The organism is Comamonas odontotermitis, from assembly GCF_040396735.1.
GTDB lineage: Bacteria > Pseudomonadota > Gammaproteobacteria > Burkholderiales > Burkholderiaceae_C > Comamonas > Comamonas odontotermitis_C.
Map to the genome: position 1 here is coordinate 1 of NZ_JBEBNZ010000030.1, position 12,058 is coordinate 12,058.

The window sequence follows — 12,058 nt, forward strand, 5'->3', positions numbered from 1 at the left end:
ACGCGCCCAATCTGCTGCGCACGCACACCAGCCCCATGCAGGTGCGCCATGCCGTACAGCATGTGAAGAAGTACCGCAACCTGATCGACGCAGGCCAGACGATGCCGGAGATCCGCGTGATCGCGCCGGGCCGCACCTACCGCGTGGACAGCGATGCCACCCACTCGCCCATGTTCCACCAGTGCGAAGGCCTGTGGATCGGCGAGAACGTCAGCTTCAAGGATCTGAAGGTGGTGTTCACCGATTTCTGCAAGACGTTCTTCGAGCAGGACGATCTGGTGCTGCGCTTCCGCCCCAGTTTCTTCCCGTTCACCGAACCTTCGGCCGAGATCGACATCCAGTTCCAGAGCGGCCCGCTGGCTGGCCGCTGGCTGGAAGTGTCGGGTGCCGGACAGGTGCATCCCAATGTGGTGCGCAACATGGGCCTTGACCCCGAAAAATACATCGGCTTTGCCTTTGGCATGGGCCCCGACCGCCTGACCATGCTGCGTTATGGCGTGAATGACCTGCGCCTGTTCTTCGACGGAGACATCCGTTTCCTGTCGGAGTTTCAGTAATTGAAAAAGTGAGCGGTTTGCGCGCATCCTGCCTGGTTTTGAAGAAGAAAGCGTCTGAAGATGACAGCCAGTCAAGCGCAAACAGCTCCTGTTTTGAAAGCAAGAACGCCTTGGCCTGTTTGCAAGCACTGCCAACAAGCCTGAACGCCAAAGAGTCTGACTATGCAATTTCCTGAATCCTGGTTGCGCGAGTACTGCAACCCGCAGCTGACCACCCAAGAGCTGGCCGATACCCTGACCATGGCCGGCCTGGAAGTCGAAGAGATGGAGCCCGTGGCCCCGCCTTTCACCGGCATTGTGGTCGGTGAAATCAAGGAGGCCGTGCAGCATCCCGACGCCGACCGCCTGCGCGTCTGTCAGGTGGATGTGGGCGGCCCCGAGTTGTTGAACATCGTCTGCGGCGCACCCAATGCGCGCGTGGGCATCCGCATTCCCTGCGCCACCGTGGGCGCCGAACTGCCCCCGGGCGAAGACGGCCAGCCTTTCAAGATCAAGATCGGCAAGCTGCGCGGCGTGCAGAGCTTTGGCATGCTGTGCTCGGCCAAGGAACTGGGCATTGCCGACGACCACGGCGGCCTGCTGGAGCTGCCGCTGGACGCGCCTCTGGGCCAGAACGTGCGCGAGTACCTGAACCTGGACGACACGCTGTTCACGCTCAAGCTCACCCCCAACCTGGCGCACTGCCTGTCGGTATACGGCATTGCGCGCGAGTTGTCGGCACTGACCGGCACGCCGCTCAAGCAACTGTCCTTCCCGCAGGCGGCCGTAACCGTGCAGGATAAGCTGCCAGTGAAGATTGAAGCCACCGACCTGTGTGGTCGCTTCTCGGGCCGTGTGGTGCGCAACGTCAATACCCAGGTAAAGACGCCGCAATGGATGGTGGATCGCCTTGCACGCTGCGGCCAGCGCTCCGTGTCGCCGCTGGTGGACATCTCCAACTACGTGATGTTCGAGCTGGGCCGTCCCAGCCACATCTTCGATCTGGACAAGATCCATGGCGGCCTGAGCGTGCGCTGGGGCAAGGAGGGCGAGACGCTCAAGCTGCTCAATGGCAACACCATCAAGATCGATGACTTCATCCAGGTTGGTGTGATTGCCGACGACAAGGAAGTTGAATCCCTGGCCGGCATCATGGGCGGCGACGCCACGGCTGTGTCCGACGACACGAAGAACATCTACATCGAGGCCGCGTTCTGGTGGCCCAAGGCAGTGGCGGGCCGCTCGCGCCACTTCAATTTCTCGACCGACGCTGGCCATCGCTTCGAGCGCGGTGTGGACCCCGAGCACACGGTGGAGCATATCGAGCGCATCACCGCGCTGGTGCTGGAGATCTGCGGTACGCCCGAGACCCAGTGCGGCCCGATGGACGACCAGAAGCCTCATATGCCTGCGCCCAAGACCGTGCAGCTGCGCGTGGCGCGGGCTGCCAAGGTCATCGGTATGCCCGTCACCCAGCAGCAATGCCTGGATGCCCTGAACGGCCTGGGCCTGCCGGCTGTGGTGGCTGCCGAGGGCGTGATCAGCGTGACTGCACCCACCTTCCGCTTCGACATCAACCTGGAAGAGGATCTGATCGAGGAAGTGGCCCGCATGGTGGGCTACGAGAACCTGCCAACCTCCAAGCCGCTGGCGCCCATCTCGCCCAAGCTGCGTGCCGAGAACCAGCGCAGCCCGTTTGCCGTGCGCCGTGAACTGGCAGCCCTGGGCTACCAGGAAACCATCAACTTCAGCTTTGTCGAAGAAAAGTGGGAGCAGGAGCTGGCGGGCAACAGCAATGCCATCAAGCTGCTCAATCCGATTGCCAGCCATCTGAGCGTGATGCGTTCGTCGTTGCTGGGCTCGCTGCTGCAGGTGCTCAAGTTCAATGTGGACCGCAAGGCACAGCGCGTGCGCGTGTTCGAATTGGGGCGTGTATTCTTCAAGGATGCATCGGTCGTCGATTCAGACACCACCGTGAAGGGCTTTTACCAGCCCATGCGTGTGGCGGGCCTTGCCTATGGCGCCGCCGACCAACTGCAGTGGGGCAGCACCGAGACCAAGGTCGATTTCTACGACGTCAAGGGCGATGTGGAAGCGCTGCTGGCGCCTCTGGTGCCCGTGTTCGAGCCTGCCGAGCATCCAGCCATGCACCCTGGCCGTTGCGCTCGTGTGCTGCTCAATGGCAAGGCCATCGGCTTTGTGGGAGAGTTGCACCCCCGGTGGCGCCAGGAATGGGATCTGGCGCAGGCGCCCACCCTATTCGAGCTGGAGCTCGATGCCGTGTTGGCCCGCAACGTGGCAGTGTTCAAGCCTGTGGCCAAGCACCAGGCCGTCGAGCGTGACATTGCCGTGGTGGTCAAGGAGGCTGTCACACACGCACAGGTCATGGACGCAATCCGTGCTGCCAACAGTGGCGGTATCCTGCGCAATGCCGTACTGTTTGATGTGTTCCGCCCCAAGAAGCTCAAGGCCGGTGAAGAAGCCGCGCCAGGCAGCCTGGCGCAGGATGAAAAGAGTCTGGCAGTGCGCCTGACTCTGGGTCATGACGAGCGGGCACTGGAAGAGACCGAAATCGAGACCGCCATGCAAGCTGTGCTTGAGCAGCTAAAGCAGAGCGTTAATGCGCGTTTGCGCTGATCTATATTGCGGATATTGCTATGGAATTTACAGTAGAAAGTCTGGAGCAACCTGCGCTGACCAAGGCGCAGCTTGCCGACATGCTGTTTGACAACATCGGGTTGAACAAGCGTGAAGCCAAAGATATGGTGGATGCGTTTTTCGACCTGATCGCCGAAAGCCTGATCAAGGGCGAAGACGTGAAGCTGTCGAGCTTTGGCAATTTCCAGGTGCGTATGAAGAAAGCCCGTCCGGGCCGCAATCCGCGCACTGGCGAAGAGGTGCCTATCGAGGCGCGCCGGGTCGTCACCTTTCATGCCAGCGGCAAGCTCAAGGATTCGGTGCAGGCTCCGGCAGACTAGACTTGAAGGTGGCGATGCGCTGATGGATGGATTGAGATTGTCCATCGGCAGACATGGCCTACCGCCAGTCTGGCAGCATCGCCAGTATGCAACACGGCCGCACTAGCGGCTGTTTACAATTTGCCCATGGAAAAACAGCTTCCCTCCATCCCCGCCAAACGTTATTTCACCATCGGTGAAGTCGCGGTGCTGTGTGATGTCAAACCGCATGTGCTGCGGTATTGGGAGCAGGAATTCACACAGCTGCGTCCCGTCAAGCGCCGGGGAAACAGGCGTTATTACCAGCACCACGAGGTGTTGATGATCCGCCGCATCCGAGAGCTGCTGTATGAGCGTGGCTTCACCATCAGCGGCGCGCGCAACCAGCTGCAAACCCTGCCCCGTGGCCATGCCATGGTGGAGGCATTGGCAGATGATGCCGCTTTCGGTCTGAATGGAATGGATGGAACGGTCTTGGAGGATGGGCACCTCGGCCACTCTGCGGAACCAGTCACCTGGCAACAGGCAGCCATCGAATTGCAGGAAATTCGTCGCATTCTTTCTGGAGAGCCTGAAAACTAGGTATATAATTCAAGTCTTCGGAATGTAGCGCAGCCTGGTAGCGCACTTGCATGGGGTGCAAGGGGTCGCGAGTTCGAATCCCGCCATTCCGACCAATGACATAAACCCGTATGCTTCGGCATACGGGTTTTTTCATTTGCACGTCTTGGCGTGGGGCAGTGCATGAGCAGATCATGTATGTCGTCATTTCGCATCGACATACCCAGTGTCAGGTGCGTGGCAACCTGGTGCCCATCATCGACCGGTGCGCTTTTCAAACACGCAATTGGGACGGGTCGTCATCTGCAGGCGGGCTTCCTCCGGGCCGTGGCTTCTTTGGCGTGCTGGGTATGGGCGTCTGCTTGCTGCCCAGCGCATTTTTGCCGATGAAAGTCGGGTTCATCACGTCTCTCCAATTCTGTTGCAATCCCGAAGGGGCCTACAGATCTTCAATGGCCAGGGAGTGGTAAGCCTTGGCAAAGGAGTAGGTGCTGTTGGCAATGACGCCGCGCAATGCATTGATCTCCTGGTCATTCGCTGTGCGCACCAGCAGGCCGACATGGCCTTGCTCGGCAAGCTCCACCAAGGCGCGCGCAATGGAGCCGTCCGATCCCATCGATGGCAAAGGTTTGTTGGATGCATCCACCGTAGGTGCGATTTCCTGCAGCACGACGGTGGGCGGCACCAGAAAAATGTCTTCGATTCGGAACAGGTGGTCGGTGAGCCGACGTGCAATCTCCAGCGCCTCATCTTCCGATGGGTACATGACGAGCGAGAAACCTGTTGGATAGAATGCGCCGCCTACAAAGGCGCGCATCTTGGGGGTGACGGTCAAGGTCTGCATGGTAGCCTCCTTGTGCTCAAAGCGTTGATGGTGCACATGCTTGTTTGCACCACCAGCCTATCGTCGGCTCCTCCGAGAAGTTGCGAAGTTTGTGCTTCTCATATGCCCCGCATGGGGCTGCATTCATCCACGGACGCGGAGCCAACCGGCGTGCGTCCACGGAAAACTGTTTTCAGGTGCCTGCTCTGCAAGGAGTCCGCACCTGCGCGTAGAAATGCTTCAGCGCCGGCACATGACATAGGTGACCAATGCCCCCACCGCAAGCGCTGCACCGGCAATCCGCCATGGCTCGTCCTTCGCGTACTGGTCTGCACAGGCCGCAGCGTGCCGGGTTTGCTGCAGCACCTGCTCGGCAGAATCCTTGGCGCTCGCGAGTCCCTCGTCAATGCGCTGTCGCACGCCTCTGATTTCGGGAATGGCATCCAGTTCCTTGACGGAAAGCAAGGCTCGAACATCGTCGACCAGCTTTGCCAGATCGTCTTGCACCGCGGACAGGCTGGGCTGTTTGGATTTGAACAACATGGGACTCCTTTTGTAAATAACGAGATTGGAACTACAGTACGGCGCTTCGCGGTGGCGGGGTGTAGGAGCGTGGCCCGGATACCAAATGGAACGGATGGCGGCGACACTCCATTGCGTGCTACACGGGTTCAGGGTCTTTCACTGGTGGTGCTTTTTGAGGCTCTTCCACAGGCAAGGTGCTGTCGGGCGGGTCAATGGGCTCGGGTTTGCCCGGCTCCGGCATCGGAGGGGGGACTGGTGGCTGGGGTGGTGTGATGGGGGTTGGCATGGCAATTTCCTCCTGGCTGCCGTGGTGGTGGTGACGGTACTGAACCTCCCATGCGGGTGCCCTGGGTTTCTGGCCCCGTGGGCGCTGCAGCCAGGGCTGTCAATGGGCTGCTCTACAAGGCCGGAATCTGACTGACACGACAAGAACAGGCATCGACAGGCGCGATCAGAACGGCACCCAGATCGCGACCATCAGAAATGCGATGACGATGGCAAGCAGGATGGCGAATCGCTTGTTGGCAAATTGGCCAAAACCTGTCTTGGGGTTGGATGGTTTGCTGGGTTCGGTCATAGGGCATTTTCCAGTTATCGGGTTGATCCTGCCGTGATTCATCACGCCTTGCGGCTGGTGTATCGGCCTGTCCGCAGAGCCTGAACATCGGTCATCGACAGCCATGCGGTCATGGCACCACCGGTTCAGGTTGCACCACCCGCTCGGACTCCGGATCCTGCGGAATATCGGGCTCGCGGTCTGGCGAAAAGGGTGGATGGGCGGGGTCGTCTCCGTCTGCGGGCGTGGTTGGTTCCTGCACCGGATCGGGTTCGCCCACGGGGTCTTTATCCTCGTCTTCGGGCTGTGGCTTCGTCGCCATGAAAAGGGTGCTATTCATACTTGCTCCTTCCATCGAAACACCTGCCTGGGGAATCTAGCGAGGCTGCTTGATGACCTGGCTGCGTTGATAGGTGGGTTCATCCACGGCCGGGCTTTTGGGGTTTCGAGGGTCGTTCAGGTCTTTGGGGTTGGCGGGCTTTTTGTCCGGCTGTGCGTCGCGTTCGCTCTGCTCGTGCACCGGAGCATGAGGGGGTTGGGGCATCGCTGATCTCCTGGCTGGGTATGAATCCCAAGGGTGACGCCATGGCGTTTTGCGGGCTGTAGGACGCGCGCCTCCATGCCTGCAATCCGTGTCGCAAAAGTACGTGGTAGGGAGTGCTGCGCGGGTTGCCCACCCTCAGAATTCAAGGCGGACAAGGCAGCGCAGAAATGAAAGCCCCCGCTGGTCCGGCCAACCAGCGGGGGTGGATGCGAGCGGCGCCGAAAAGGCCTATACCGCCATGGGCGCCGTCAGCGGTGCATGGTGCTGGTAGCCTTCGAGGCTGAAGTCGCCGGGCTCCACTTTCTCCAGCCATTCCGGCTCGTAACGGCCGGTTTCGGCATAGCTTGGAATGCGGTCGGACAGCACCAGCTGTGGCGCTGGGAAGGGCTCGCGTTGGAGCTGTTCCTGCAGCATGGGCAGGTGGTTTTCGTAGATGTGGGCATCCCCAATGAAATAGGTGAACCAGCGCGGTTTGTAGCCGGTCAGGCGGCCCACCAGGTGCAGCAGCGCTGCGCCCTCCGTCAGGTTGAAAGGCGTGCCCAGACCCACATCATTGCTGCGGATGTAGAGGCACAGCGATATCTCGCCCGCCTGTTGGTTGACGAGAAACTGGTAGAGCAGGTGGCAGGGCGGCAAGGCCATTTCCTCCAGCTGCGCCCAGTTCCAGCCATGGAACAGAATGCGGCGGCTGCCGGGGTCGTTCATGATGGTGTCCAGGCACTGGCGCAACTGGTCGACGGCTTTGTAGAGCACGGCGTGCGGTACACCGCCTTCGTCGACTTCACCAATCTGGCGGTAGCCCCTGGCCACGGCATCGGCAATCTGTGCAGCGCCCTGGGGTTGTGCCAGATCAATCAGTTTGTAGGCCGGCCATTGGCGCCATTGCACGCCGTACACGGGGCCCAGGTCATCTTCCTGCAGGCGATAGGGGTTGGCCAGCCATGCCTTGTTTTCATTGGCATTCTGGTCCCAGACCTTGCAGCCAAGCGCACGAAAATCCGCAGCACTGCGGCACGCGCGCATGAAACCCACCATCTCGCCAATGGCAGATTTGAACGCCAGCTTTTTGGTGGTGACTGCGGGAAAGCCTTGCTGCAGGTCAAAACGCAGGCTGGCGCCTGGCATGCTGAGGGTGCGGATGCCGGTGCGGTTGTTCTGCCACGAACCGTGGTCCAGAATGTCCTGCACGAGTTGGAGGTATTGCTTCATTCGGTTCTCAAGAGGGTTGCCGGCCCGGGGCATGGTTTCAGCGGCTGGCCCAGGGGCCATGGCCGGGTGCTGTGCCATGCAGGCCTGGGCTCAATGCACGTACTTTACGCGATGGCCGCTTTCCCCTGCAGCTATCCGGTGCAGGAAGGCCATAGTTGGTTACAGAGACAACTAATCGTATAGTGTGCCAGTTTTCTCTGTTCGGGCTCGCTGCACGGCTGCAAGCATGCAGGTTTGGCGCCGCTTTGAGTACGAACAAGCTTTTGCTATTATTTTAATAGCTTCAAGCGCCAATTGGACAAGCGCTGGAATTCCAGAAAATTTGTGAAAAGCATTTGAAAGGTGAGGTATGTGGATGCAAGGGCACATCGGGTATAGGGCATGGAGCTTTGCGGCTGTACTGGCGTTGGCAGGCTGCCAGGGCGGGCCGGGAGGGGCGCCAACTGCCCAGGCGACCGATGGCCAGCAGGCCTACGGGCAGTTGCAGGGCCAGGTGGGCAAATACCAAAGCGATGCGCCATTTTTGCAGCGTGGCGTGATGGCGGCGCGCCTGCAACACCTGCTGGGCGCGCAGGCGCCGGTTTTCATGCGGAATCTGGAGGTGGCGGGCCCCCTGCAGAAGGAAGGGTCGGTCTACTTCATCACCGGCAATCGCAAGCATGAAGGCGGCAGCAACGCCGCCGCCGTTGCGCTGGACGCGCAGACCAATACCATGCGCATCTGGTGGCTGCAGGACGGCCAGCCGCGTGTGGTGCAGGACCCGGGTGCGTCCTTTCTCTGGCCCAAGGATGTCAACACCATGATCTCCAACGCGCTGAATACGCCTGCATCCTCGTTGTCGCATTGAAGGCGTGATCCAGGCAATCAAGCCTATGAAGGAGTAGCCCAGAAAAAGAAACGTCTCCGGCCCCATATGCCATAGCCGGGAGGTATTGTAAAGAAACGAATATTATTTCTTGCTATTGATATATGAAGCTACTTCATTTTTTGGATAGCTCTCAATATAGCTGTTGATATAATATAAATATTTATCCTTAGCCTCTTTGCTTAGTTTTTCTGGATAATTATGATTTTCGATCATAGAGTGAATTCCAAATGCCTCCCTTGGGTCTGTAATTTTGTTTAAAATGATATCATTTAAATTTTTAACAAAATCATCATCACTTTTAGAAAAAGTTCTTAAAGTTTCGATCCAGTTTTCATATCTGTAAACATCAGTCAATCCAAGATCACCGATGAATCCAGTAATTTCTGGTTTGTTGTTATATATATCGTCATGAATTTGCGATTTTGCAGATTCTGGAATGGATTCGGCCAGGAAATTATTTTTGGATAAAAGCGATATCATCACTTCAAAGCCATATTTTTCTCCTGATGCGACAATCTCTCTCACTATGGATTCTGGATTGTCAACGGATACAGAAAGCATATGCGCCAACTCTCCATAATATTATTTCTGACTAATTACTCCAGCATCCCGGGCATCTTTTAAGCGCTTTCTTGTATCCTTAAAATTTCCTTCTCTTGAATAAGCAAAGATTTCCTTTCTTTTTGCTTGGAGCACTAGATCCTCTATGAGGCCTTTCTGATTCGAGAGTGAAGAGTGTTGGGATTCGTTTGATAATGATTGACTGGAATTTATCGACCCATTTGGCTGAAGGCTTTCTGTTGCGTCCGCCCCCAATTTTGAGTCTGCCAAAGAGTTATCGCCTATTTTGTATAAGGTGAAAAATATAAAAAATATAATTAATATTATACTCGCGGTAAGAAGCTTTTTTTATTCATTAAATACCCCACCATTGACGTTTGAAATTGTCATAAACATCCCTGGGAGTTCTGATTCTAGTTGGGGAAATCAAGAAGCTGGTCTGCTTGCCCCATTTATCAATATCTGCTTGATTTTGAAAGCTGGAAACATATTGCGCCATTAATTGGTAGCCTGATTTTGTGGATGTGCTTGCCCATGCCTCTAGTGCAAATGTCTCGCACCTATATGTTCCTCGCTTTGCCTTTTCTTGAATAATTGTGGAGATACAGCTTGTGGCAAATGGGTTGCAAAGTCTTGTTGTGCTATATCTGAAGCCTTGTTTTGAAGAACTAAAAGTTGCCAATCTTGTATAGCTGGCTCCGATCAAATATTTCAGATACGCTGATTTTGCAGCCATTTCCCTTAATCCGCTGTTGGTTGCATTGGTTGTAAGATCACCGTTCGGCTGCTCGTATAGCTGGCAAAATGCTTGACCACAATAAGCGTGGCGAATATCCAATGTTTGAGGAGATACAGTTGGCCACTTTGTTGAGAGGCTGGCATAAGCAGACCAAGGTGTGGTTTTTAGAGTGTCATCTCCATTCTGAGCACCAGTTGCTTCTATAATGTTGGCACCATCCCATATTCCGATGTGGCCAAAATAATTCAAAGGGCCCGCCCATGAGTAGCTAAGATCCCTGCCAATGATATCACCAAAATTAGCTGGTCTCTCTTGTCCCGGGGCTGCGGGAAAATTAACCTGAGAGGGGTATTGTCTAGTTTTTCATGGGAGCCATCTGCGTAAATGGAATAAATTATTACTTCTCGATTGGACCCGTTTAGTAGCGTTGAAGGGATATTTAAAGAAATATCGAATCCATGGCTCTGGGATGTGCTGTTACAGGCATTTTTCACAGCAGTTTCTCGAAGAAGGTTTGCGTTCCCTGCACCAACAATTTGCCCGCTCACATAGATGTGTATGGCAACTACTTGGGAGGATCCAGGTTTGCAAGCCCAGCCAGCATAACGCTTGAAGGTTGCTACATCAACCCACCCCTTGGCGAAAGTAAGTTGTGAGAGTAGCGTAATAGCTATTGCGAAAAATGAAATTTCAGCTTTTTCATGGAGATCACTCAGATAAGAGTCATAGAAGCAGTTGACTATAAATGGTAATGCTTACGCATTAATTACATCTCAGTAGATTTTATTAATTAATTGATAAGATATTTAATTGAACTTGCTCGATTGGCTCAGACGCTCTCAGGCATTGAGCGTGCATTACCGGCCAACTCTTGTGGCTCTACGTCTCCTAGGTGGCCGTGCAGTGGAATGTTTTCATAGAAGAGAAACAGGTTTCACTCAAATTATCTATAAATTGAAAAATCAAAGTTTCATATAAAAATGAAATTTCAATATTTGGTCGATGACATGAATTAACGTGCTAAAGCCTTGAACTTCACCTCGAGCAGTATTGCCTGCGCAATCCGAGACATGTCTAACTGACGCATCCCGGATGATCATGGGCTGCTTCCTGAAAAAATGCCGGGGAGTCTCGTACCACTGTTTCATCGTGTGCATCGGTGTCTTGCCATCCAGCGCTGACGGAGGCCGTTGATGGTTGTACAGCGCCACATACCCCATCAGTGGCTGTGTCCAAGTCCTGTGCATCGTTAAATCTTTGGGTCTTCAAGATATCCGCAATGCGCCCACTAAAGCGCTCGACCATGTCGTTGGTATGCGTTGTTCTGGGTTGGGTTAAACGGTGTTCAATCCCCAACGCTTGTAGAGCAAACCAAACTCGTGCTCGCCCGTAGCAGCGCGTTCGCGGATTGCAAACAAGCGATCCGTTCGCTTTTTGCCGTTGTCGGGGAGCAGCTTGGTGATCTTCAGGGGCAGGCTTTGAGTACACCCAAGAACGCCTGGGCGCCCGCTGCCGTCTTATTGGCTTTGGTCAGCACACACACCCAGCGCGTAGCCAGGTCAATAGCGACAAACAGGTAACTGCGCTTATCCTTGTCTTGCATCTGCGGCAGGTACTTCACATCCATGTGCAGGTACCCGGGCTCGTCGCTTTTGTATGCCTTGTGTGATTGCTGAGACTCGCTGGGCATGGGTGCATCAAATTACCCACGCCGTGGCGGCGTAGGCATTTGTCCAAGCCTGAGCGGGAGACATTGTTACGTACAGATTCGCACCAACCACTTCCTGGGAAGGCAGCTGGGTCTGCAGACGGGAAGCGGTGTGAGAAAGGTCATTAAGAGCCGCTAACACAACCCTTGATACGTCGTTGCTTCGCCTTGTCGTACGCCTGTACTGCCTGCGGCTTCGCGCCTCGTCTCAACCGCAAATCTACGATTTGCTGGGTTGTGTTAGCGGCTCTAAAACCCTGGCGCGCCTTCCACTGATAGACCGTGGGCCCGGTGATCCCGTAACGCTGGGCAAACACAGCAGCCGTTTCACTACTAGCGGCAATCTCAGCACGCGTGGCAGGTGCGGTGCGTACGTTTTCTTGCAAGGATATTTGCGTCATGCGCTCCTCCAAGATTGAGCTGACTGTACAAGCTGCCGCAAATTATCGCGAGCGAAGAACAATGGGAAGC

14 protein-coding genes, 1 tRNA gene and 2 pseudogenes are annotated in these 12,058 nt (G+C 55.7%); 6 read left to right on the forward strand and 11 right to left on the reverse strand.

Annotated elements, in window-relative coordinates:
* From ACH2DG_RS18295 to ACH2DG_RS18315, 5 genes and pseudogenes are all read left to right on the forward strand, one after another.
* Window positions 1-557: pseudogene (locus ACH2DG_RS18295) on the forward strand (phenylalanine--tRNA ligase subunit alpha); the annotation flags it as partial.
* 162 nt (window positions 558-719) lie between these two features.
* The gene (pheT, locus tag ACH2DG_RS18300) at window positions 720-3,173 is read left to right on the forward strand and encodes a phenylalanine--tRNA ligase subunit beta (protein ID WP_395027874.1); all 2,454 of its coding nucleotides are present in this window, start codon (window positions 720-722) and stop codon (window positions 3,171-3,173) included.
* 20 nt (window positions 3,174-3,193) lie between these two features.
* Complete coding sequence (locus ACH2DG_RS18305) at window positions 3,194-3,514, forward strand: integration host factor subunit alpha (RefSeq protein ID WP_184710700.1); 321 nt, start codon at window positions 3,194-3,196, stop codon at window positions 3,512-3,514.
* Between the two features lie 126 nt (window positions 3,515-3,640).
* The gene (locus tag ACH2DG_RS18310; protein WP_395027876.1) at window positions 3,641-4,075 is read left to right on the forward strand and encodes a MerR family transcriptional regulator; all 435 of its coding nucleotides are present in this window, start codon (window positions 3,641-3,643) and stop codon (window positions 4,073-4,075) included.
* A gap of 18 nt (window positions 4,076-4,093) precedes the next feature.
* Window positions 4,094-4,170: transfer RNA gene (locus ACH2DG_RS18315), tRNA-Pro, on the forward strand.
* A 158-nt stretch (window positions 4,171-4,328) separates the two neighbouring features.
* Here the strand turns inward: ACH2DG_RS18315 and ACH2DG_RS18320 are convergent.
* From ACH2DG_RS18320 to ACH2DG_RS18355, 8 genes are all read right to left on the reverse strand, one after another.
* Window positions 4,329-4,457: a hypothetical protein gene (locus ACH2DG_RS18320; RefSeq protein ID WP_395027878.1), complete on the reverse strand. Its 129-nt coding sequence runs from the start codon at window positions 4,455-4,457 to the stop codon at window positions 4,329-4,331.
* Between the two features lie 36 nt (window positions 4,458-4,493).
* Window positions 4,494-4,898: a hypothetical protein gene (locus ACH2DG_RS18325; RefSeq protein ID WP_395027879.1), complete on the reverse strand. Its 405-nt coding sequence runs from the start codon at window positions 4,896-4,898 to the stop codon at window positions 4,494-4,496.
* 219 nt (window positions 4,899-5,117) lie between these two features.
* Entirely contained in the window at window positions 5,118-5,417 is a 300-nt protein-coding gene (locus ACH2DG_RS18330; protein ID WP_377780426.1) for a YqjD family protein, read from the reverse strand.
* Window positions 5,418-5,538: 121 nt separating this feature from the next.
* Window positions 5,539-5,688 (reverse strand): hypothetical protein, encoded by a 150-nt coding sequence (locus ACH2DG_RS18335; protein WP_395027881.1) that lies wholly within the window; start codon window positions 5,686-5,688, stop codon window positions 5,539-5,541.
* 165 nt (window positions 5,689-5,853) lie between these two features.
* Window positions 5,854-5,979 carry a hypothetical protein gene (locus tag ACH2DG_RS18340; protein WP_395027883.1) on the reverse strand — a complete coding sequence of 42 codons (126 nt, stop codon included), beginning with the start codon at window positions 5,977-5,979 and terminating at the stop codon, window positions 5,854-5,856.
* A 109-nt stretch (window positions 5,980-6,088) separates the two neighbouring features.
* Window positions 6,089-6,298 (reverse strand): hypothetical protein, encoded by a 210-nt coding sequence (locus ACH2DG_RS18345; RefSeq protein ID WP_395027884.1) that lies wholly within the window; start codon window positions 6,296-6,298, stop codon window positions 6,089-6,091.
* Window positions 6,299-6,334: 36 nt separating this feature from the next.
* Complete coding sequence (locus tag ACH2DG_RS18350) at window positions 6,335-6,502, reverse strand: hypothetical protein (RefSeq protein WP_395027886.1); 168 nt, start codon at window positions 6,500-6,502, stop codon at window positions 6,335-6,337.
* 228 nt (window positions 6,503-6,730) lie between these two features.
* Complete coding sequence (locus ACH2DG_RS18355) at window positions 6,731-7,711, reverse strand: thymidylate synthase (protein WP_395027887.1); 981 nt, start codon at window positions 7,709-7,711, stop codon at window positions 6,731-6,733.
* A 349-nt stretch (window positions 7,712-8,060) separates the two neighbouring features.
* Between ACH2DG_RS18355 and ACH2DG_RS18360 the strand changes: the two genes are divergently transcribed.
* Window positions 8,061-8,558, forward strand: coding sequence for a hypothetical protein (locus ACH2DG_RS18360; RefSeq protein ID WP_395027889.1), 498 nt, complete (start codon window positions 8,061-8,063; stop codon window positions 8,556-8,558).
* 102 nt (window positions 8,559-8,660) lie between these two features.
* On the opposite strand, the gene ACH2DG_RS18365 is transcribed toward ACH2DG_RS18360, so the two are convergent.
* From ACH2DG_RS18365 to ACH2DG_RS18375, 3 genes and pseudogenes are all read right to left on the reverse strand, one after another.
* A complete protein-coding gene (locus ACH2DG_RS18365; protein WP_395027890.1) occupies window positions 8,661-9,140 on the reverse strand; it encodes a hypothetical protein in 480 nt (159 codons plus the stop codon).
* Between the two features lie 355 nt (window positions 9,141-9,495).
* Entirely contained in the window at window positions 9,496-10,128 is a 633-nt protein-coding gene (locus ACH2DG_RS18370; protein WP_395027892.1) for a hypothetical protein, read from the reverse strand.
* Window positions 10,129-10,953: 825 nt separating this feature from the next.
* Window positions 10,954-11,988 (reverse strand): annotated as a pseudogene (locus ACH2DG_RS18375) (integrase core domain-containing protein).
* Window positions 11,989-12,058 lie beyond the last annotated feature (70 nt).